Annotated in this window: 18 protein-coding genes and 5 pseudogenes; 2 read left to right on the top strand and 21 right to left on the bottom strand. The window is 33.7% G+C overall.

The genetic code is table 11. The annotated features are described in order from the left end of the window. Positions 1–166: 166 nt before the first annotated feature. The 8 genes and pseudogenes from ABDZ84_RS01800 to ABDZ84_RS01770 form a co-directional block, all read right to left on the bottom strand. Positions 167–1,441 carry a hypothetical protein gene (locus tag ABDZ84_RS01800; protein ID WP_343779709.1) on the bottom strand — a complete coding sequence of 425 codons (1,275 nt, stop codon included), beginning with the start codon at positions 1,439–1,441 and terminating at the stop codon, positions 167–169. A 251-nt stretch (positions 1,442–1,692) separates the two neighbouring features. Then, entirely contained in the window at positions 1,693–2,364 is a 672-nt protein-coding gene (locus tag ABDZ84_RS01795; RefSeq protein ID WP_166530947.1) for a hypothetical protein, read from the bottom strand. Positions 2,365–2,435: 71 nt separating this feature from the next. Beyond that, positions 2,436–2,534, bottom strand: a pseudogene (locus tag ABDZ84_RS21425) (IS3 family transposase); the annotation flags it as partial. A gap of 74 nt (positions 2,535–2,608) precedes the next feature. Continuing rightward, positions 2,609–3,077: pseudogene (locus ABDZ84_RS01790) on the bottom strand (SRPBCC family protein). A gap of 59 nt (positions 3,078–3,136) precedes the next feature. Further along, positions 3,137–3,730, bottom strand: a complete 594-nt coding sequence (locus ABDZ84_RS01785; protein ID WP_343779706.1) for a DUF1062 domain-containing protein — start codon at positions 3,728–3,730, stop codon at positions 3,137–3,139. 803 nt (positions 3,731–4,533) lie between these two features. Then, complete coding sequence (locus ABDZ84_RS01780) at positions 4,534–4,893, bottom strand: YbfB/YjiJ family MFS transporter (RefSeq protein WP_343779728.1); 360 nt, start codon at positions 4,891–4,893, stop codon at positions 4,534–4,536. A gap of 21 nt (positions 4,894–4,914) precedes the next feature. After that, positions 4,915–5,262, bottom strand: a pseudogene (locus tag ABDZ84_RS01775) (YbfB/YjiJ family MFS transporter); the annotation flags it as partial. Positions 5,263–5,333: 71 nt separating this feature from the next. Next, the gene (locus ABDZ84_RS01770) at positions 5,334–6,401 is read right to left on the bottom strand and encodes an NAD(P)H-dependent flavin oxidoreductase (protein WP_343779703.1); all 1,068 of its coding nucleotides are present in this window, start codon (positions 6,399–6,401) and stop codon (positions 5,334–5,336) included. Positions 6,402–6,552: 151 nt separating this feature from the next. On the opposite strand from ABDZ84_RS01770, the gene ABDZ84_RS01765 reads away from it, so the two are divergent. Then, positions 6,553–7,446 carry a LysR family transcriptional regulator gene (locus tag ABDZ84_RS01765; protein WP_343779700.1) on the top strand — a complete coding sequence of 298 codons (894 nt, stop codon included), beginning with the start codon at positions 6,553–6,555 and terminating at the stop codon, positions 7,444–7,446. 167 nt (positions 7,447–7,613) lie between these two features. Here the strand turns inward: ABDZ84_RS01765 and ABDZ84_RS01760 are convergent. The 12 genes and pseudogenes from ABDZ84_RS01760 to ABDZ84_RS01700 form a co-directional block, all read right to left on the bottom strand. After that, a pseudogene (locus ABDZ84_RS01760) lies at positions 7,614–7,781 on the bottom strand (hypothetical protein); the annotation flags it as partial. A 201-nt stretch (positions 7,782–7,982) separates the two neighbouring features. Then, entirely contained in the window at positions 7,983–8,270 is a 288-nt protein-coding gene (locus ABDZ84_RS01755; RefSeq protein WP_121605194.1) for a hypothetical protein, read from the bottom strand. Between the two features lie 206 nt (positions 8,271–8,476). After that, the gene (locus ABDZ84_RS01750; RefSeq protein WP_281949045.1) at positions 8,477–9,553 is read right to left on the bottom strand and encodes a DUF4179 domain-containing protein; all 1,077 of its coding nucleotides are present in this window, start codon (positions 9,551–9,553) and stop codon (positions 8,477–8,479) included. Beyond that, positions 9,543–10,067 carry a sigma-70 family RNA polymerase sigma factor gene (locus tag ABDZ84_RS01745; protein ID WP_026680540.1) on the bottom strand — a complete coding sequence of 175 codons (525 nt, stop codon included), beginning with the start codon at positions 10,065–10,067 and terminating at the stop codon, positions 9,543–9,545. The genes ABDZ84_RS01750 and ABDZ84_RS01745 overlap by 11 nt, the downstream gene beginning before the upstream one ends. Before the next feature lie 702 nt (positions 10,068–10,769). Next, positions 10,770–11,429 (bottom strand): SAP domain-containing protein, encoded by a 660-nt coding sequence (locus ABDZ84_RS01740; protein WP_051388288.1) that lies wholly within the window; start codon positions 11,427–11,429, stop codon positions 10,770–10,772. Between the two features lie 277 nt (positions 11,430–11,706). After that, positions 11,707–12,507, bottom strand: a complete 801-nt coding sequence (locus ABDZ84_RS01735) for a sulfite exporter TauE/SafE family protein (RefSeq protein WP_026680542.1) — start codon at positions 12,505–12,507, stop codon at positions 11,707–11,709. Positions 12,508–13,522: 1,015 nt separating this feature from the next. Next, a complete protein-coding gene (locus ABDZ84_RS01730; protein ID WP_026680543.1) occupies positions 13,523–14,338 on the bottom strand; it encodes a hypothetical protein in 816 nt (271 codons plus the stop codon). A 717-nt stretch (positions 14,339–15,055) separates the two neighbouring features. Beyond that, a complete protein-coding gene (locus tag ABDZ84_RS01720) occupies positions 15,056–15,487 on the bottom strand; it encodes a hypothetical protein (RefSeq protein ID WP_343779691.1) in 432 nt (143 codons plus the stop codon). A 224-nt stretch (positions 15,488–15,711) separates the two neighbouring features. Next, positions 15,712–17,676 carry an ABC1 kinase family protein gene (locus tag ABDZ84_RS01715; RefSeq protein WP_026680546.1) on the bottom strand — a complete coding sequence of 655 codons (1,965 nt, stop codon included), beginning with the start codon at positions 17,674–17,676 and terminating at the stop codon, positions 15,712–15,714. Positions 17,677–17,931: 255 nt separating this feature from the next. Then, on the bottom strand, positions 17,932–18,747 hold the full coding sequence (locus ABDZ84_RS01710) for a manganese catalase (protein ID WP_166530954.1): 816 nt from the start codon (positions 18,745–18,747) through the stop codon (positions 17,932–17,934). Between the two features lie 541 nt (positions 18,748–19,288). Then, the gene (locus tag ABDZ84_RS01705) at positions 19,289–19,705 is read right to left on the bottom strand and encodes a universal stress protein (RefSeq protein WP_026680548.1); all 417 of its coding nucleotides are present in this window, start codon (positions 19,703–19,705) and stop codon (positions 19,289–19,291) included. A gap of 30 nt (positions 19,706–19,735) precedes the next feature. Next, a pseudogene (locus ABDZ84_RS01700) lies at positions 19,736–21,196 on the bottom strand (SulP family inorganic anion transporter). Between the two features lie 307 nt (positions 21,197–21,503). Here ABDZ84_RS01700 and ABDZ84_RS01695 point away from each other — a divergent pair. Next, entirely contained in the window at positions 21,504–21,686 is a 183-nt protein-coding gene (locus tag ABDZ84_RS01695; protein ID WP_026680550.1) for a helix-turn-helix domain-containing protein, read from the top strand. A gap of 41 nt (positions 21,687–21,727) precedes the next feature. On the opposite strand, the gene ABDZ84_RS01690 is transcribed toward ABDZ84_RS01695, so the two are convergent. Next, the gene (locus ABDZ84_RS01690; protein ID WP_343779686.1) at positions 21,728–23,002 is read right to left on the bottom strand and encodes an MFS transporter; all 1,275 of its coding nucleotides are present in this window, start codon (positions 23,000–23,002) and stop codon (positions 21,728–21,730) included. Positions 23,003–23,891 lie beyond the last annotated feature (889 nt).

Raw genomic sequence — 23,891 nt, 5'->3', positions numbered from 1 at the left:
TAGCATTCCCACTTCAAAACATTCCCTAATTATACCATACTTAGATAGATATATATAAAGAAGATTCAATTCAAATTTTTGTGGATTTGGATAATTTCCATAAAAACCCTATTGAAGAGGGATCCGATACCTTTACCTCCCAACCTACAATATGTACTTTTCTGGTTCACAAATCATTTAACGCAATGACTTTGCCACTGCTTGCATTCACCCCATATTGACAATCTAATTTACCACACAAAACATATTGTTTCTCTTCGAAGTCATATACATAATAAGGCTTTAACTCGTATAGTTCTTTTAATTTTTTATATGCCTCCTCCTTATCAATCGTGGCTTCATCTGATGCTTGAAATTGGTCAAAGATATCCAACATCGGTTTGTTATCTACATAATTTATGGATCGAAAGCTGGTGGCATCAATTATGACAATAAGTTTTCTTTGAAATACGTAATTAACTTGTTTTTTTGCTCTTAAAATTGCATGAATATAACCTCTGTCGCGGTACAGCATTTTGAGAATCCAACTTCCTGAGTCATTTGGATACTTTTGAAGTAAAAAGTCTTTGACTGCTAATAAACACTTCTCTTGCTCTTTCTTAGTAATCGGACAAGAATCAGGACTTGGCTCAGATGAAAATGCTTGTTCTGCAGTTACCTCTTCAGTCCAGCTAATTTCTTGTCTTTCAAATGTTTTTTTAATTGTCTTATTCTTATCCAAAAAAATGGTTCTATCGATGTTTATATAGGATCTTACATCAACGATAAATTCAAATGGAATCGCCGTCATTTGATCATTGGTAATATAAACTTCTTCTACTCCATATGTAGGAATTAATCTTTTTTGTTCATGTGAAGGAAATTCAATCAACTTCAATTGTTCCTTTGCCAAATGTTCTATCTTATCAAAAGAGAGTGTATATGTTTCTTCTTTTATAATCTCCTTAGAAGGAAATTGGCCATGAACAGCAAAAAAAGTCAGCTTCCCTTCTGCGTCAAATTCTATTTCAACAGAGCCAGCCGGAGAAACACTAACCCCATCAATTACTTCTTTAAATAGAAGTCTCCCTTCCTCTTCCTTATGAAGTTTCAATTGTCTCCCATAAGTTAATCCAGTTTCCTGTTCCATCCATTTTATGATGTCGTTTGTATGAAGACCTGCAAAGCTAATTCCGTTATTTGCATATGTCTTATCCATTACAAAAATAGCGCTAACAAACTTATGAGAATAGACGTTGACTTCAATAACTGCTGTGCCTTCCGGATTAGAATCATCCTCTGGTTCTTGTACATGATCAGGAAACCATTCCATCGATAATGTATATACGGTTTCGTTGAAGATATTTACATACCGATTAAGTCCGTGTCTTTTTAAATAGTAGTTATCTAAGCCAAATTTCGTTTTTGTAATATCAATTAATTCTTTTATTTTACTATTCATTTACTTCTCCCCTACAACTTGTGTATATGGTTTTAAAAAATTATACCACTATCTGGCTCTATTAATTAACAGTTGTCGCATCGTTATATCAGATTTGCGCCCCTTTGCGGAAAAATAAATGACATTTAAGAACTTCTAACAGGTCGTGTGCGTAAATACATAACAATGTCGTAATAGTAAAAGGCTATGGTTATCCAAAATTCTACATCCAGAAAGAACCAGTGATATTTGCAATACCTATAAGTTTCATACTATCCATCCTCATTAATAATTGGAAGCAACCGATATTCCCAATGAGTTCTACATTCATTCAATTTATAATACCCTTCTGTCTCATCTTTTGAAATATATCCACATTGCTGACGCGCATTATTAAAAACGTCTTGTACTTCATTATTTGATGCTCTATAGTGACTCAAATCTGGAAAAACCTCAATCCATCCCTGCTTGGCATCTTTATCATACCTTGATTTCAAATCATAAATAAGCACACCTTTGACCCCTTCGTTCTTCACTACTCTAATTTCACTTTCACCGTTTTCTCCAGCGACTTTCATAAACGCTTCAAGTATATCTTTATTTTTTAAATGATTATTATTTAATACAATTTCATCTTCATTTGGAACATATTCTTCCAAAGGTTCTTCTTGGCTTTGTTCCCCTTCTGAGTTACTATGTTTTTTCACTTCCTGTTCAAAGTTTGTGCCATCAGCAGAATCCGTTCCTGTCTCTGGATTGATATTTGATGCATTTTGTGTATCTTCGTGTTCAGATGAGTTGCCATTTGTATTCTGCATTGCGTGACTATCTGTTAACTCGTTGTTTAATTTAGCATTTGAATCCTCAGATGAGTTTCCGCAAGCAGCTAATATAACTAATAGTACTGTAAACATTATCATTACAAATTTATGATTATTTTTCATCATTACACTACCTTTCTTCTGTAAATCTATTCCTAAACAATAGGGAGAAAACACTTTTTATAATGTCAACACTAAACTGGACAAAAAGTATAAGTCAGCTTCTTGAATTCTACAGGCGTTACATAGCCTAGTGTTCCATAAATCCGAATGTTGTTGAACCAATAAACATAATCATCATTTCTCCTAAAAACTTGGTATTAATTTGATGATATAATTCTCATTTAATTATTTTGGGTGAGTTCTTCTAAAACGAGGCCCAATGGTTGAATGGGCCATTCGTTATTTTTAGCAATCTTTTTAGTTCTTTAGCACGAGTATCTATAAACCTTTTCATGTATTTTCCCAAAAATATTTGTCGGCCACCACTCCAAGAATACCAAATGGTGATTTGTATTCAAAAGTATCTATCATAAGGGTCCCTCCTGTTTCTTTTACAAATTGATGTGTATGAGTGAAGGAACTGACATAATATCTACAAACTCGTTAGGCTTCTTCATATCTGTCACTTTAGCCGTAAGTCTTTGTTTAATACCAAAATGAGTAGCTTCCCATGTGACAGTATCACTTTCTTCTAATAATCCTCCAGTCACCCCATCTACCACTTTTTCATTTGTTTTTGCTGTGGTTTCAAGATGTATATCTACGTTTCTTGCAAGGTCAAAGCATACTTCTACAGGCGCTTTTATAAATTGTTTATGTTTAATAGTCGGCATCTATATTCCCCTTATTTAGAATGTTTCTTATTATTTCTAATAACAACGATAATGGACTATTATGTCAAAGCATCAACTTTGTACCAATCACCAATGACTGTAATTTGTAACTCATCTATAACCTTGCTCTTCATTTTAATGTTTGGATTTAGTAAAATAGTTCCATTCTGAGACAATTCATTTACTTTTGACCTTGAAATGGCAAAGATTTCTGCTATTAGTTTATCTATTCTAAGACCAAAATCATATTTATAGCAAATTCTAATAGTGACTTCGCTAGATAGTGGATTGAGCTTTTCTTTTCTTAACTCGTACCGTATATCTGTATTTACATCATTACATAGCTTTCTTAATTGGTTGATTTGAAAAGCATAGTACCAAATTGTCTCTTTATCATTATTCATAAACTTTTGAATGAGCGTGGACTCAATTTTATTGATATTTACTCTCGATAAAATAGGGTAATTCCAAGTTCCCTCACAATGTATACAGTTATAAATAAGCCAAATATCAACTAATTTCTGATTTGCATTCATCCTGAATTTCTCACTACAATAAAATTCTGTGTTCGTTTTACATTTACTACAATTTCTTTTTATATAAGGTGTTTCCAGAGCAATGATCTCATAAGTAAATAAATGATGAAAACTCATACACACGATCCTCCTAATTATTCAGAGGAACGCAACAACGGTTGAATGGAGAAAGATTTCCCATTTAAAAAAGCGGAATACCTTATAGGTATCCCGCTGGAATTAAAACAACTGACTATCCTGCGTTCCCTGTAATGGTTAAAAATAGGCACACTTCTCCCGTGATTGAACAATCATGTTCAAAAAAAGAAATGTACTATTTAGTTACTCAACCATTACAAGTATGCTGGCAAATCCAATTCCACCTTCCGTATTTCTCCTGTATATAGTATACCACTTTTATGTTTTAAATCAATAATTTCTAATATTTAAATAATAATTGAATCATCAGTATTATATTCATTGCTATATTCCTTTTGGTAAGCAGATAAAATGATGAAAAGAAAAACATAGCAAAATATAAAAATCTTAACTTATGAAAAGTTGCATGATTTTCTGGTCCAATCCATCAAGTCTAACATTAAGCATACTCAATCTTATAGCCGTTATTTACTTGTAAATGTTGTTAGCTGCATCAAAAATAAGAAGCAAAAAGTTTTAGATTAATTCTAAAACGAAAGACGACATTAATCGGGCGGCCCAACATTATCTATTTGCCGTTATCTTTAGTAAATACCTACTTAATCGGATTCTATATACTCAAAACTTTTTCAATTCAATGGCTCATTGAGGAAAATTAACTGTAAGTCCTTTCGGTATAACATTTATTAAACTGTTCAACTTTTTGGTTTTCAAATCATTTTGGTAACCAGAGCCCCTACGGGATCCTATCGTAATCCAACATACCCTGCATTAACGAACCATTAGCTGAAAGCTTCTTTTTGTCCAACCTGTTTGTAATTACCAATATACAATAAAATTATACCTACTAACAAAATCACTGATGCAAAAATTAGCGCTCCATTATAATCACTAGTACGGTATGTCAACATCCCTGCAATGATGGGACCTATAATTTGTCCGATCCCGTATGAAGCTGTTAAGTATCCAATCGTCTTGTTGCTATTTTGAAAGGATAAGCTTTCCCCTTTAGATACAGTCAACGTAGTAATTCCCATAAATGTTCCTTCGAATAAAAAGGCTCCTAGAAAAACACCAACAGCACTGTGCGTCAGAACCGGTAGTATGACTCCAAGGATCTGGGCTGTGAATGCTCCATACAAAGCGTTACTACCATAAAAAATGCCCGACAAGGATTGACGTTTATGAGCTTCAAGCGTTTCTAACACAATTCCAGAAGCTAAAACAAATACAAGTCCACTGCTTATTCCGGAAACCAGTCTCAAGATCAACCAAAATACAGAATTGAAAGTTACCCCCATTAGGATGGTCGTGATAATGTTAATAACCAGATAGAACTTTAAATAATATGCCTTTCCTTTTTTTCAACTATAAAAGCTGGCAACCAATGCGCCGAAAAGATAACCGAGATAATTAGAGGAGGCTAAATACCCGGCTATCTTTTCGGATAAATGGACGTCGTGTTGCATAAAGGGAAGAATAGGAGTGTAAGCAATTCTTCCGATCCCCATAACAATCATTAAAGAAGCCATTCCAGCTACTAGTGCATAAACAGGTCTCATCCAATATCTCCCCTTTTTCCTTATCTGTATTTCACAAGATCATCAACTTGAGAAACGATGTCTGCAATTATGGAAGCGGCGGATTTTCGTTTGCTTAATCGAGGGCTTTGACCGCTCCAAAGATGGACCCATTCCGGTCTATTTTGTTTGGCTGCCTCACTTCGAATCTGTTTGGTCAATGTGTGTTGCACCGGGTAACCTGGGAGGGACCGTTCATATGGAGCCATTTTCGTGATAAATTCATTTTGAATCCCTCTTGCTGGTTTACCACTAAATGCCGAAGTGATGACTGGATGCTCCTCGGTGCTGGTCAAAATCGCCTCGATTTGTTGCTTATTCGCTCCACTTTCCAAACTGGTAACAAAAGCGGTTCCCATTTGAACGGCTTGGGCTCCCAGTGTAAGAGAAGCCAAAACACCTCTCCCGTCCATTATGCCTCCTGCGGCAATTACCGGAATATTGACATGATCAACTGTTTGCGGAATAAGCGCCATCGTTCCAATCATGGCCTTATCAAATGATGCCGAAAACGTTCCACGATGACCTCCAGCTTCACTTCCCTGCATAACGACCATATCTATACCGTGTTCTTCATTGATCATTGCTTCTTTAACAGTAGTTGCTGTCCCCATAACGATAGTACCTTTCTGTTTTAACTGTTGAACTTCTTCTTTAGAAGGAACGCCGAATGTAAAACTGCAAACAGGCACCCGTTCTTCTAAAATAATTTCCATTTGCTTTTCAAATAAATGGGTCAACGGTTTTGTAACTTTCGGTTCCGTTAATTTTAATTCTTTGCGAAAGGGACGCAATAATTCATTGGCTTTTTCAATTTTCTTTTCGGATACATTCGGTGTTTCCGGAATAAAGACATTGACTCCGAAAGGCCGATTCGTTAATTTTTTGATTTTCTGAATGGTTTGCTTCATATGCTTCGGGTTCATATAACCAGCACCTAGAGTCCCAAGCCCCCCAGCATTGGAAACAGAAGCTATAAGTTCCGGTGTCGTAGTCCCCCCTGCCATTCCTGCTTGAATAATCGGATATTGAATGTCTAGTTTCCTAGTAATCTCGTTCTCATGCCACAAATCATTATTCCTCCTTACAATGGTAATAATTAAAAGGGTTTCCAAAATCCTATATCTTGATTATAATTGGAGTAAAACCACACGTAAAATGATGTTTTTTATTGCTTGTCATCAAAAATATTGATATCTGAAATCAAAAGGGATGTTAGTCATGAATTTGGAAGATCTTCGTGTTTTCACGGAAGTTGCAAAGGAAGCCAATATTACGAAAGCGGCCAAGAGTCTAAATTTTGTTCAATCCAATGTGACTGCAAAAATTAAACGACTTGAAAAGAATTATGAGACCACACTATTCTATCGTCATAAACATGGTGTGAATCTAACCGCTACTGGCGAGATTCTTTTTACTTATGCAGAAAAGGTTCTACGTCTAATGGATGATGTTGAGAAAACATTAAAGAGCAGCAATGAGCCGAATGGAACGTTGTCCATTGGTTCAATGGAAACAACAGCAGCTACTCGGTTACCAAATATTTTGTCTTCCTATCATAAACAATACCCACAGGTAGAGTTGTCTCTTCAAACCGGTACCACAGCAGATCTAATAAAAGCAACTTTGAAACGCGAAATTGAAGGAGCCTTTGTAGCAGGGGAAGTTAATCATCCAGAGTTGGAGAAAATTGAGGTTGTTGAAGAAGAGTTGGTTTTGGTTTCAAAGAAAAATATCCTCACTAGCATAGATTTTGACCAACTAAACAATCAAACATTCATTGTGTTTAAGTCGGGTTGTTTTTACAGAGATATATTGGAAAACTGGCTGGATTCAAAAGGAATTAGGCCAACCAAGATGATGGAATTAAACACCTTGGATGGTGTAATAGGCTGTGTCAAAGCCGGATTAGGCATTTCGCTTCTAACAAAGCCAGTAGCTGACAAGCTTGACAAGGATGGAGATATCACACGTTTTACACTACCAGCAGAATACGGGACGATTACAACAAGGTTTATTAATCATAAAGATATCGTTAAAACATCCGCATTCCGCGAATTTGTATCAGTTATACATTCAAGCGTATGCTTAAACAAAGTCCTAACATCATCATAATTTAATTCACACCTATTAGTTTTCTTTTAAATCAATTAGCCAGTTTCTCATTTTTTCAAGAAGTTTTCCATTAACCTTTAAAATTTTTGAATAATTTGAATGGATTCAACCTATTTATAGAATTAGAGGAAACATTGATCAGTTCAAGCATCCAAAATTCTTGTTGCCTATAGGTGGCTATCATAGCGTATGGCAAATTCGTCATTCAATGTAGCTAGAGATATATTGTGTATAATTTCTGCATCATAATATCTATCATTTTGGTCTTTCAAACCAAACGCTGCTGTAGCATTTGAAATAAGGTATGTATTAAAACCTAAATTACCACTTATTCCATATTCAGTATTACAGTTTTCGGTTTCAATCGGTTTATATACACCTACCAAGGATTTATGTATACTGCTCAGGTAAATTACTTGTTATAGTTCTTACATTTTGCATTTAGTACACCACCACACTTCCTGTTTGTTTAGCATTCTGGACCTTTTCAAAAAGAATGACGCTTTTCCTTATTTCAGATAAGCGTGTTCGATTACTTAAAAAGAACTTCTTATTATAATCCCTTGCTTTTTTGCAAATTCATTGACCAGTTTTATGAATTTATTCTTATGTATTGATACGGAATTATGAATTTCTCTTTTGTCATCAATTACATATTCATCAAATATAATAAAGTTTAAATGGTCCATTTTTTTAATAACAAATCGATTACATTCATATTCTCCACTTCTAATATTGAAGGAATATACAAAATCAATGATTCCATCATAAAATTCCTGATCAGAAATTTCATCCTCTAAGAATGATTGTAGTAACTCTTGCATCTTTAATCCCCCTTTACACGAAATGTTACTGGCTATAAGAAAAAAGACTATTGTTGAAAATTGTCATTTATTCGGGGTGCCATATATGATTTCCCACTTCACCCCCCACCTATAATAGTTTTAGTATAGCATATTCCACAATCTGGAACTTTACAGCAATGCCGTCACAGTTCTTTTCCAAACTTGGTACCGATCTCTATCTAATCTTATTTCACTTGTATCTCATACATATTTTCTTGTTCCTTATCACGTATTATTATTTTATAAGGAATCTTTTCAATTGATAATTCATTTCTACTTACTTTAACAATTTGTTTTGCATACCTAGCAATTTCTTCAGCTACCTTTTGATCTTGTTTACCTTGTGATAAAGAAGTTTTCAAAATGATTTCAAGTGGTTTTGGATGGAAGGAATAAGCAAATCCGGTCACCTCATTGAATTCTTTATGCGACTCATCCATAACGGATGTGAAAATCTGCTGCCAGCTCTCATCTTTTAATTCTGATTCGCTCTTCCGTGTTACTTCAATTTTTAAATCTAATTGCGTCTTCGCATAAATTGTATCATGTACAAGTTTTTCCATTTCGCCCTTATTTTTATTATATTGCTGCTCAGTTGCTTTAATTTCTATTTGAATACTATTCTTTGAATGATTTATACTCATAATGTTAAAGTTATAACCTTCTTGTTTCAGTACTTCCTCGGTTATTTTAAATAATTGATTAGTAAGCTCCATTTGTTTTTTACTTACATTACCCAATCCTTTCTCTTGTACCTCTACTTCTACTTTAACCTTGTCAATGTTATAGGATTGAGCCAGCTCTTTGATCATTTGCTTTATTTCATGGCCATATTCTTGTTGATATTCTTTGTCCTTCACCGTAACAGTAAATTTTGGCGGTTCGGACGAGAAAAGCCAAGACATGATAACATTTTTCACACCTTCATAATTATTGTCATCCGTCAAAGTTTCATATGTTTTAATTCTCAGGTTTTCCACTCTATCCTTCCGATCTTCGGTTTGCTCCATACTTTGTAAAATTTGATCCAGATAAGGAATATTTGACATCACTTTTGCCATAGTCGGGGAAATAAAAGCTGACCCAATTAACAAACAAAATACGATAGCAGCAGCACTACTACAAAATGTAATTTTCTTGCCGAAACTCCAGTTTTTCTTTTTACCACGTTTAATGGCATTTTCAACAGCAAGATCTAATTTCTTTCCAGGAACTTCTATTTGATCAACATGCTTCTTGAAATCCGGTAGTTCATTTTTCATTTATCGTTTCCCCCTCCTTCAAATCTACTTTTAATTTTTTTACAGCACGGTGTAACCGTGTTTTTACTGTTCCTTCAGGACATATTAGCGTTTCGGCAATCTGTTTAATTGTAAAATCCTTGTAATATCGTAAAATAACAACTGTCTTATATTGCACTTCAAGACGGTTAATTGCTTCAATCAAGTCGATGCTTCCCTCAAGCTCATTATATTCAGTTGTAGACTGCTCCTCCATTTTTTCAGTAGGAATCATTCTCTTATGTTTCCGAATGAAATCCAAAGCCTCATTAATTAAAATTCGAGTTAGCCACGTAGAAAAATATTCTGTTTTCTCTATTGTTTTCATAGATACGTAAGCTTTGTATATGGTTTCCTGAACGATATCTAATGCATCAGCTTCATTTTTCACATACAAATAGGCCATGCGGTATAACTTGTTTTTTTCTTTTTGGATTAATTCCTGAAAAGCTTTGTTGTTTCCTCGTATGGCTTTTTTTATCTCACTCTGTTGCAACTTGCTTCCTCCCCCCGTTTAATACTTAGACTCATAATAAGCCTAAAACGTTTCAATAAAAAAGGAATCCCTAAGTTGAGATTCCTAACAGTAATCTATTCTATTAAGTCCGAATGCCTAAGAAGAAAATTGCCTTAGTTCAGGAATGGGGTAGTTGGGTTACACATAGAAAACATTTCAGAGAAGACTAATTATTAACGAATTGAAACCAAGTTCAAAAAATCTATGATTGAGCTCATAAAATATGATTCTAAACTTAAAAATGCTCAGCAACAACCAAATAACTTGAGTTCTTCTATGCTTCGTATGGGTTTTGTAGATTGGGTTATGAATGCACCCTTTAAAGAATAGTAAAAGTAACCCCAGATATGTAAGGTTATATAGTATTCTGGGGTTCTTGAACAAGGACAAACTCCTTACCATGCTATTATTTACATGCTTGATTACATTTGAAGCGTATTAAAAAATAATCGGTAGCCCGCCATTCATACGAATTGGAGATCCCTTATAGCAGGCAATTAGACAACTTGATATAGTCTAATAACATACTAACCACAGGAGACCATACCAAATAAGAGACTATCTATGTATGAATGATCGCAATCTTAACCATTAAGGCAGTCTCTTATGCTAATTCGCTTATATGATTTGATAGTCTATCATGTGTTCAAATTTACCTTCAATGATAAAACTTCTTACTTTTCATTTTTTTGCGTTTGAAATCTTTTCAACTTCACGATAAAACTGATCTAATAGATCTTCATTATATTGTTTTGGGCCAGGATTAGTTTTTACATAATTCCACAAAAAAGCAGCAATTTTCATTTTATTCTTCATACATTGTGTCCTCGTATCTTTATTAAAGTCTCTAACAAAGTTATTCCATTGATACGTTTTTTCTTCGGGAGAAATTATGCTATGATTCTCCTCCCCATTCTTTCCCTTTTCATAAATTTTGATTAAATCCCCTACAGTCATGTTAAGATCACCTTGGCGTTCTGCTTCACGTAGCGCTGATGCCATTTCTTTTGTAAATTTAAACTTTGGAACGTTATAATAATTTGCAAAAAATTCCCTAGCTGTTTGATTAAACTTAAAACCCTCAGGAATTAATTTCGTAGCTACAGTTATTTTAGTTGAACGAACGCCTTTTCTAATATTAGAAACTTTTTGACGGTTATCACCTACTTTTTTTCCAGATAGATAGTTTTTAATTTTTGATTCCAATTCCGCTTTTGTTCCATGTGAGGGTATTTTACAATCAATACAAATTCTCTTTAACTCTTCTTTATACCAATAATGTTGAGAAAATTCCTTAACTGACATATTCCGATTAAAGTCTAGTCCATTCATTTTATCCATATTGATCCTCCAGTAATTATGATCTGGTAAACGCATCAATTCATTATACAGCACCACTATTTATAAAGCTTTAGAAATTCTAATCATTTAAGCTTCCGTTTATAATCTTTCATCCTCATTTTTTCATCCAAAGATGCTTGCGTGAATGTGTTTAATAAAATCTTTTAACGAATCATAACATAACCTTCTATATTCTATCGCCTCGATTATAGAAAAAACCTTAAAATTAAGGCAAACTGCAATTTATCTTCAGTCTCAATGGCCTAACCAACCCCCATTATTCAAATATCATTGCAATGACCACAATAACAAGCAAAGACAGGTAAACCTTGGAAAATAATCGATCAGGCATATGGTGAGCAATGCGTGTGCCTATAGGTACGCCTATAAACCCTCCAGCAACAATACCAATAAATGCCGGAATATAAACAAAGCCTAAAGACCATGTGGGGAGATCTGGATGTTGTATTCCATTAAATATAGATGTTGCAGCACCTACAATCGCTATAGGAAGACTCAACGGAGTTGCAAGAGAAACCGCATTGACCATCTTTAATCGACAGCTTCGCAAGAAGGGAATGGTTATAACACTGCCGCCAATACCAAGCAACGTGGCGATAACACCAACTCCTAAGCCAATAAACGACGTTTTTATGCGATTTGGCATCTTGATATGATTGTCTTTCATATCTATAAATGTTTTCTTCATCAAGGAAGAAATAATTGTATAAATAGCAAACATAATAAATAGATATCTAAGAATATCGCCTGCAATAAAAGAAGAAAAAAGGCCCCCGATTAAAGCACCTACGGCAATTACAGGTGCAAGCTGAAAAAAAATATACCATAATATATGGCCTTTACGATGATGAGATATCGTTGAGTTTATAGAATTCACAATCATAATAGCAAGCGATGTTCCTATGGCCATGTGCATAACTAATGAATCAGGAACATTTAATTTTGGCAGCAACAAATACAATACGGGTATTACTACAAATCCCCCTCCGAAGCCGAACATGCTCGACAAAAAACCTGTTAATACACCAAACACTAAAAAAACTATAATTAGTTCCACATAATCCCCCCATTTACGACAATTTGCTATTCGATTGACTAAAATCGGTAGTTGAATAATCGACGCTTACAAAGTTAACTATCATAACAAAACAGCGCATTACTTATTTTTAATTTCTTCTAATAATGAAATAACCTTTTCATTTTGTTCAATGATAGTGTCGTTTTGATTTCTAATCTTAACAAAATCAAATAAGATGACTATTAAAATAATCATGATAAAAAATATTACCATCCTTATTCATCTCTAAAGAACTACATTTATTTTTACGTTGTTTTTTTAAAAGTAGCAGCGATTTGATAGCTATGTTTTAGGTTTCATTTATTATTTAGTCGCCTTTTCTGTATGAAATGTAATACGAAGTATATCGAGCTAATTCCTGCCATAAACAAAAATGTTTCTAACCAATTCAACTCATCACCACCAATGTACTTCCAACCCATAATAAAAAAGTAAAAGATACAAAATAATATCACATAAGAAATCAAATATTTTTTGCTTAGGCGATACATATAGAACACCTTTCATAAACTAGTAGAAACCAACACTTTCATAGTAGCTTGAATAATCTCATCCTTCCACCTTATTGCTTGCTGTTGTTATTTTTAATTCTAAAGCAATGCACAATATTTTTTCTTACTAGCTTTTTTAGCGTTTTCCGCCAAAGCATAAAGCTGGTTATCAAGAAAGATATACTCAAAATAGTATTAAATTTAGAATACTAATAAAAAAAGAAAAGGTCGTTGAAAACTACGACTTTTTCTTTATTGTTGAACTTTTTTAAATACAATAATGAAAATGCTTAACTCAAGTTAAATCATCATTAACCATGTATTTTAGAAACCATACATATAATAAATCATAACGAATGCAAACGTAAGGTGAAATTAAATCTTTTAAGATTGTGGATTTAGCACTCTTTTGAAACATATACCTCGCCACTTGGATAAACGACTCATTTTTGGGATAAACGCGAACGCAAGCTTAATACTAGAATGCTTTGGTGCATCGTTCATTATTCTACTATTGCACCGTCATTAGATCGTAAACAATAAGTAATCAATTTACCATCTTCTATATAAGTATTACTAATATTGCTAATCTCTCCGTCTCTCCAACCTATTAATAATTGCATTTTTACTATACCGTTTCTAATTCCCTCTTCATCAATGGCATGAACGATCCCATCACCTAATTGTTTATCTAGCTCATTCTCGTAATCATCTGTAGCTCCAATATCATATCTCCAATAAGGCAAGGCATTCTTAGGGTCTACTCCAGCTACATCAGCTTCTCCAATCAGATCTATTACCTCAGATTTGTTCATTCCAATTTCTAGATTATCTTTAATAAATTCTTTATCAAATATTCCCCTTTCATACTCTATTTGATAAACATATTCTATGAAGTTATCAAACTGTTCGTCATAAACATGTTTAAAAGACCACTTAAACATATGTGTTGCTAACTTGTATATCCAATTAGAAGGAATTAAAGAAACATTAACTATAAAATTAGTTCCTTCGGGGGTTTCTTTAAGAATATATTCTGTCTTACTAATACCTTCTTTTGTTTTAGTTTCGACTGCAGCATAGTTTGGAGGATCATGTCTTGTACATTTAGCATGAAACTCATATACTTTTTTACCTAATTTTTGTTTCGTAATGAAAGTTGCCCCTTCTTCTAAATCATCTTCGCTTCCATCATACATATTTTCAATTATTTGTGTATTCCATTTTAATACATGTTCATCTTTATTCAAACATTCAGATACTAGATCAATAGTAGAGTCTATTTCTGATTCAAAACGGTAACAATGTATTTCCTTCACTTTTACATTCTCCTATTCAGTTTTATTCGATTAATTATACTATGAACAGGAAAAATTTACTATATTAGTATAAAAAACAGCACCCAAGTCTTATAAAGCTTGGATGCACCATTTAAGAATCACAAAAAACTAATATTGTTTATAGTGGCAGGATTTCAGGTGTGACATGACATGCTCTAAACTACCTGGCTAGTAAGACGCCTACTGTTATCTGCTGGAAAATCAGACTTACAATCGCTGCTATCGATTGTGTTCCATCAAACGATGCCTAATCAAATAATATACTTAACTCCACCACATAGCCAAAACAAATAAAGACCAGCATGAAATGAATAAGCCTATGATTATAACGATTATCATATATTTTGAATAAACTATTCTACTAATTTTCTTCTTCTTATCAGCTACATAAACTATTACAACAGAAATCAAATATAATCCAATGCTAAGTATAGTACATACAGTTAAATAATAACTAAGGTGAATAAAAGATAAAATCTTTTCATTCATTACATAAGCGATGTCCTGACCAAATAAACCGAGTATTGTCGCAATTACTACACAAGCTATTATGGAAAAATGAAATTTTACCAATTGAGCTTCTCTCCCTTACATTCTATTCACTTTTATGTACTCCATCATTCAACAAGGATTAATTGTAAGTGCTTTATACAATCATTGGTTGCATACTGATCCAGTTATTATGTAAACCCATATTCAGATAGTCCTATTTGTTTCATCATCGCTTATCATACCGACAAAATTGAGAATTAGTATATAAAACGGATAGACTATAAGTCCTCCTATTGCTAAAAGACCAGTAGCAGGATTGGGATAATCCCCACCATTAGTTATCGGAAATATAGATGCGAATATATAAATAAAAAGAATAAAATAGGGTAACCAAAGGATGATTGTCCAAAAGCTTGCTTTTCGCCCATCCAACCATTTCCTTGTTAAGAAAAGAATTAGTAGTGTACCACCAATAATCTCAACAATAAGCATTATGCCAGTCATAATATTTACCGTATCAACTTTCCAATTTAGTAATCTAGTAATTCTATACACATTTACCATAAGTTCAAGAGGAACAAATACCATAAGAGCGTATAGCATGCTGACCACATTTAACTTCAAGAAATATTTCATATCTGATCCTCCATCAATTAACGAAACAATGTTCCGTTAACATATTATGCTGCTCTTGTTAGTGGGTAGACATGTGACCGATAAAGCCGCAGGTAAAACAATAAGGTAAAGAAAATGTATCTGCTGGGAACTATTAATATAAATTAGACATGCTCTCATAATTGCTCTAAGCTATGAAAGCATGTCTTTTAAAAAATCGATTATGTGTAAAATTATCATCACGCTTATACCTTCGGTTTCAGCTGCCTAATTACTGACATGATAAGTATTATCATACCAACTCCAAAGCCTGACATGGATAAGGGAGCAAGTAAAAATTGCATGAGCTCACCTTGCACGAAAAAGCTCATAAGCATGACAACCATACATATCACTGTAAATATACCAACTGTTAAAGTCCCTATAAAATCATTCAAATGATGCTTTTCCTCATGAACTATAGTAATTTTATTGTCCTTAAGAATAGGCAACTCTAGTAAATTTGGGATGTAATCCTCTAACCTCCCCTTAATCTTACTAAAATGTTCCTCGGACAACCGTCCTTTATCAATACGACTCGCGTATGATTCGCTCGCTGCTGTTAATGAATATTCTTCATCTACAGATGATAATGTCCCATCTAGAGTAATGATTGCTCTAAATGCACCGGCAACGGTCGGTTTTAAAGATAGCCCCATCTCGGCTATCATCGACATCAGTCGTCCCATCATCACACTAGTTGGGTCATGTGAAAAAGATGCTTCTGATAAAAGTTTATTGAGATGTCGTTCTATCATATCTTCTTCGGGTACATTTTCTCTTTCACAAACCCTCATCAAACCATGCGCCATCTCTTGCGCATCATTATTGCTGTACCCAATTAGGAAACTTAACATACCAGCTCTTTCATCATTTGATAAATAACCAACTGAGCCGAAGTCAATAAGCGCAACTTCTCCATCGGTTGTCAACATGATGTTCCCCGGATGTGGATCAGCATGAAAGATACCAATCATCAGTATTTGATTTAAAAATGCGTGCATAATCATTTCTGAAACGTCGGTTGTCACTTCTTTTGTAAAACTATCCCCTTCAATATACTCCATCGTTAATACATGCTTAGTCGAATATTCAGAGTAGACTTTAGGAACTCTTATAGTAATATTGTGTTCCTTAAATGCTTTTCTTAACATGTTTGTATTTAACGCTTCGATATCAAAGTCAGTTTCTTCGATAAGGCTCTTTTTAAATCCTCTTGCGAGTTCTATTAAGCCGAGTCTGCTAATTTTAGAAGAACGTTCTGACAGCCATGACACAAATTGAATTAATAAATCTAAATCCACTGTTATCTTTTGTTTAACATTAGGTCTTAAAATCTTAACAACAACTATCTCTCCAGTTAACTTAAGCTTCGCTAGATGAACTTGACCAATAGAAGCTGCTGCGATAGGTCGCATCTCAAATGATTCATAGATATCATCGATATTACCAATTTTGTTATCAATGATTGTTTTAAGCTCATCTTCACTTAAAGGTTTTACTTGGTCATGTAAACTTGAAAATGCATCAATGTAATTACTAGGTAAAATTTCTTTTTTTGTCGATAATACTTGCGCAAACTTAACAAAAACTCCACCCATCTCATCAAGAATTTCAGCAATTACATGTGGCAACTTCGCATGATCTTGTTGAATCAAATGATTTAAACCTTTACGTGAAGCAATCCACAAGAGTTGAATCGTGCGCATAAAACCACGAATTCTATTCATAATATAAAGGAGTGGGTTAGATACTTGTAATACTTTAAAATTAAAGAGGCAGAGAAGCATGTATGTATAGCAAGTGATAAATATAATAAGTAACGGGTAATAGATAAACATAACTCTCAAAATCTCCGAATCAGATATATTAGAAATTTGATTGAAGTATGTAAAAGATAGAATGAGTGTCACGATGGCTGTACTGAATAGCACAGCAACCAATAGCTTAAGCTGTTCATTTATAAACGCCTTGATATTTGCGATTATAAAATAAAAAATCAGAGCAGCGATAATGATACTGCTCAAATAAAATTGCTCTAGAACTTGAACCAACACACTAACAACAAGTGCGCTAATTGACGATACGATTACTTTATGATTCATGTTAAAAAAAGAAGTAAGCAATATAAATATTATGAAAGACACAATTAATACACTTAAAAAGAACATATCCCATTCCACCTAGCCACTTATAATGATTTTAATGGTTATAGTTTAAGTTATATCGTATATCTATGTCAAAAGAATTATGCTCTTCCCACAAGATAATGCACCCCAATTGTTTGATCGTGTCTAACATTAGGGTGCAATACTTTTTTTAAACCTACCTTTTAAACGGGAAACTTACTACTATTTCTTAAAGCGGATTATTATCGCTATGATTTGATTTCATCTTATTTTCTGCATTTTGCTTGATTCTTATATCTACGGTGAAGTACCATGAATGTATCTCGGTCCTGGCTGTAAATCAGGTTTTTGACCCATAGCTTTTGGATTTTGAACATACTCAAAATTAGCTTGTCCATCAAGGGTTGGACCGTATGCCCATTTACCTGTACTACTATCCTCTCCTTCAGAAAAGTTCATAAAGGAATATGAAACTTCTTGTTTCTCATACTTTTGGTTAAATGTACTTGGAACAACAGCGCCTTGCGTTTCTTCTAATTCTTCAATAGCTGCCATCCATTGATTTTGATGCATGGTATCACGGGCAATTAAGAAAGAAAGCATATCTCTAACTCCTGGGTCCGTTGTCATTTCATAAAGTCTACACACTTGAAGTCTTCCTTGCGATTCTGCATTTAAATTTGCTCTAAAATCAGCAAGCAAATTCCCACTCGCTATGGTATAACGAGCTGTCCAAGGATAACCTATACTATCATTAGGCTGTGCACCTAAACCACTTACGATAGCTTGCTGAGGATTCATACCACCAAGGACAGCTTCAACTGCTGGATCTTTAGCTCCCTGCTCTTGATCATGTGCAGGCGCGCCATCTAATAATTGAGCAATCATTGTTGCAATCATTTCTACATGTGCAATTTCTTCGGTTGCAATATCAAGTATCATATCACGATATTTACCTTCTGCACGGCAATTCCACCCTTGAAATAGGTACTGCATCATAACAGACATTTCTCCATATTGTCCACCTAGTATTTCTTGCAACTTCTTAGCATAAACTGGATCTGGTTGACTTGGTTTTGCATTATACTGTAACTCCTTTACATGATAAAACATTTAACACCTCTCCTTTTCTTCGTACAGTAAGAACTTTCAAGGATTAGGTTTAGTAATAGTTAAACTTTTATTAGATGCAATATATTCCATCAATAACCATTACGCACTTTTACGGTAGTAACACATCTAATTTAAGCACACAAACGCTCAATAACGTTGTTATTGCATATCTATATAAAAGTTAATAATTTTTAGTTTACTCCTCAGAGAACGGTGAAGAAATTATATGAACTTTCTTTCTAGTTCAAGGTTATTTATGGGAAATATTCCCCTTTAAAAGGTAGATTGTATCGGAAATAAAATAATTGAACAAGCGGAAGCGCCCGATTAGAAACGTAGCGACTGGAACAAGTCAATGGAGATTAAGGAATCACGGTGTGCTTGCGAGCCGTGATGACTTATCGTGGGGCGATTCGTGAAGTAGCCTCGTTTCTGGGCGCTGGAGCCGGACATGGCTAACACGCTCATATTTATCCGCATGGGCTAATTTTATAATTTCCTATACTACAAAAAAAGAATATGGAAATAAACTCCACATCCCTTACTTAACTATAAGAACAGGACAATTTACACGTTTTGCAACCTTATGACTAACACTCCCTAAAATAAAAGACTGTAAGTCATTCAATCCTCTACTCCCTATTACTACACAATCATAAGATTTTTCATTTGCAAATTCAACAATTTCTGGTCCTGGATCACCATGAAGAACATTTGTATTGTAATCCATATCTGATTTATCTAACATATCTAAAATTGGCTTCAGTTTTTCTTCTCTTTTCTTTTCGATTTCTAGTTTATTGGTTGAATGTAAAACATCTTCTTTTGCCGTTTTTCCATCAACTACATATATAATATCAGTAGTCCCTTCGAATTTATTAGCAAGTTCTATTGCATATCTAGCGGATCGTATTGAGTGCTCCGACCCATCTACTGCCAGTAATATTCGTTTAAACAATTCATCTCACTCCTTACAATATTATTAGACTTAGTGACCAGCCGCGTTTGAAATACCACCAATACGTTTTTTCAGTTGCTTACTTTCCTCATTCAAACCAATATAATTTACATTGATATTATTCTGGGCAAACTTTGCTTCTATTTTATCTAACGCCCCAATGGCAGAGTCATCCCATAGATGGGCCTGTGTTAAGTCTATTTCTACTTCGGTTATAGTGTCTCCAAAATAGAATTTACTTGGAAGATCACTTACAGATGCAAAGAATAATTGTCCTTCAATACGGTAGGTTTTTTTCTGATTTTGTACTACTTGACCTTCCGTTACTTTAACTTTAGAAATCTTAGCTGCGAAGAAAATAGCACTTAATAATACTCCAGCTAATACTCCAATAGCCAAATTGTGTGTTGCTAATACAATTATTATGGTAGTCAGCATTACTGCTGAATCGGTCTTAGGAATTTTAACAAGATTTTTAAGAGAAGACCAATCAAAAGTACTTATAGAAACCATGATCATAACTCCCGCTAAGGCAGCCATAGGAATTTGAACTACAACCTCACCTAGTATAATGATCATAGACATCAAAACAACACCTGCTACAAGTGAAGATAACCTACCACTTCCTCCAGATTTCACATTTATAACTGATTGTCCTATCATTGCACATCCACCCATTCCACCGAAGAAACCTGTGACTATATTCGCAATGCCTTGTCCACGACTTTCTTTATTTTTATTACTTTCTGTATCAGTCATATCATCAACTATATTAGCTGTTAATAATGATTCTACTAAACCAACGATTGCTAATGAAAAAGAATACGGAAGAATAATCAATAGTGTTTCCATTGTTAGTGGAATATCTGGAATTAAAAATACTGGTAATTGTTGTGTTATTATTCCCATATCACCTACTGTTCCAACATTTATATTACCTATTATGACAATCGCCGTAACAACAACAATTGCTACTAAGGTTGATGGAATAGCTTTTGTAAATCTAGGTAATAAATAAATAATGGCTAATGTTAATGCTACAAGTGCATACATAATCCATGTTTCACCAACAAAATGCTGTAACTGTGAAGTAAAAATCATGATAGCTAATGCATTTACAAATCCAATCATTACAGATCGTGGAACAAACTTCATCATTCTAGCCAACTTTAATATGCCAAATAATATTTGAATTATTCCTGTTAGAATAGTCGCAGCTAACTAATACTGTAACCCATGCTCTGCAACTAAATTAACCATGAGTAGTGCCATTGCTCCAGTAGCTCCGGATATCATCCCAGGTCTACCACCGACAAAGGCAATCACTAATGCTATAGAGAAAGAAGCATAAAGACCTACCATCGGATCAACACCAGCAATAATAGAAAAAGCGATTGCTTCTGGAATTAAAGCTAATGCGACAACGATTCCGGATAAGATATCTCCTTTTACATTTCCAAACCATTCTTGTTGTATCTTTAAAATATTCATTTTTCAGCTCCTCTTTGTTGTTATTATATATATATTAATAGACTAATAGTTCAAGGATTATTTCATAGAACAGAACGAATCATACCATATATATTATAAACAGCAAAATCCCAAGAAAACGCATCCATTTTATTATTACTTCAAATTTCTCCAATTTACTTTAGATAACTTCTATATCCAACTAATTATAAAATAGTTATATTTAATATAATTATCTATAACCATATATAATTATTTAAGTTGTTTTTTTTAAAACAATTAATTATGGTATGATTAGTTACAAGGAAAAATGTTTGGAGGCATTGTAATGACTCATGAGATTATGACCGTTGCACAGGTTGCAGAATACTTACAATTAAGTGAGATGACAACATATAAATTAGTTCAAGAAGGAAAAATCCCTGGTTTTAAAATCGGAAGACATTGGAGAGTAAAAAAAGAAGATTTAAATGAATTCATCGAAAGATTAAAAAACGGAGAAAGAATCTAATATAAAAAGACCCTAAAACGATAAGCCTAGGGTCTTTTATTTTAGCCATTAGCTAGTTGAGATTTCTCTGGTTTTTTTGCAATCAGAGCACAGAACAATCCGATTAAAGGAAATAATAAAGTAGCTAACAGTACAGGAGTGTAGCTATGGAAAATATCAAAGCCTACCCCAAAAGGTAGTGGTCCAAAGGCTGATCCTAATACCCCCATCGTTACGCCTACTCCATTAATACTACCTATATATTTACGCCCGAAATAATTTGGCCAAATTATATTTAATCCAATTCGTTCTAATCCATTTGCTATCCCCCATAAGACACCAAATGCAAAAGCCACATAGACATTCGTTGTTACAAGTAACATCAATAGTAATATAATTTCTATTAAAAATATACCAAATAATAAATAATTCGTTTTTACTTTTTCTGTTATATATCCAGAAATAAAAGACATTGGTACTCCCACAATTGCCATTAAACTTAACACAATTGCAGCTGATTCTGGTGACAAATCATTACTACCAAATATAGATATAATATGGAAAGTAATACCAGTATTAACCATTGCTGGAATCCCAACACAAATTAGAATTGCCCAAAAAGCTCTAGTTTTCATTGCTTCTTTTAATGTCCAATCTGTCGCAGCTTCTTGAATCTGAGCCCCCATTACTGCCCGTGTTTGCTTTTCAGCATTTTCACTTGATCCATCTGGTAATAGTCCAATCTCCTCCGGTTTATTCCGAACTCCAATAAGAGCAATAGGAACAAATATAAATAGTAGCAGAACACCCCAGAATCTCCATGCAAACTGCCAGTCCCATGTATGAATTAACCAAGTGTTCACAATAGGGAAAACCATAGCACTTGCAAAACTGCCCAATGTCATAATGCTAAAAGCAATTCCTCTTTTTTTAATAAACCATTGTGCAACTAATGTATTAGGTATTAGAGACATACTACCTTGACCCAATAAACGTATAAGGAAAAAGCCAATTGCAAGCATCCACATACTAGAAACCATACTGTTAAAAAAGCAAGCTATACTAAATAATGTGCCGACAATAACCATCATCATCCGCTGTCCAAATCTATCTATAAATCTCCCGATAACCATCATACCTAGACCCGCTATTAAGGTAGCCATAGAATATAACCCCGAAACCTGTGACCTAGACCAATTGAATTCATGGATGTATTCATCAATAAACGTAGAGTTAGAATATGTTTGCCCTGGACCTGAAAAAAATACTCCTAGTCCAGCAATAAAGACAATCACCCAACCGTAGAAAAATGATTGAAATAATTTCAACTTCTTCATGAAATTGCACCACCTAGTTGTTATTTTTCAAAAGTATAAGGAAGTAGAGTGAAAGGAAAGGATGATTTATGTATAAAATGTTATACATAAACATATATCATTAAATAGTTTAACAAATTATGTACTGCAATATATACAATTAATTTGAATAGTATTTAATTATATTCAGATTGACTTCATTATAGTTAAATATTCATATTTATGTTAATTTAAGGCATTTTAAACAAATGAATGGAATATCAAATACGTAAATGTATTATAAATTGTTTCTAATAAAAAAGAGGCATTGTTAATGAGTGATATAGAAGGGCTTTGCAAATTTACTTCTATGTGTAGAGAAATTTTAGATACACAAAAACCATTTTAATGAAATTATAAACTATCAGACCCTTAATGACATATTTAGTAGCATATTTCTTCCATTTTTCTGGTGATTATGAATGCCCATTATTCCCCATGTAAGGTGTACCTTATTATTTTGTACAATCTTAGTAAGATCTTTTTGTTAAGCGGTTTTTGAGCCATCTTATTCTATCCTCCTATCACGTAAAAATTTTTTATTATGCTTGCTTACTCAATCCACACATAACTTAATACTTTCTATAGATAAATAATGACAGCTACTTTTATGTACCTATTTTCTGCTTTCAAAGAATCTAGACCTGATATTTATTCAAGAGGGCAAGATTCTGGAATAAGCTCGAAACAAAATACATAAACATTCGTATATGAAACTATGAGAAATATGAAGGATAGGAAAAAACGATTTATAAATACGAGGCCACTGAAAATCTTATGATTTTTCAGTGAAACTTGAAGTTTGTTATAAAAAAGACGACTCAAATTCTTTTTTAAAAATTTAGAGTCGTCTTTTTACTAATTTATCTAT

Origin of the sequence: Virgibacillus salarius, from assembly GCF_039521925.1 — a bacterium.
In the GTDB taxonomy this organism is placed as follows: domain Bacteria; phylum Bacillota; class Bacilli; order Bacillales; family Amphibacillaceae; genus Virgibacillus; species Virgibacillus salarius.
This window is presented reverse-complemented; position numbering and strand designations above follow the sequence as displayed.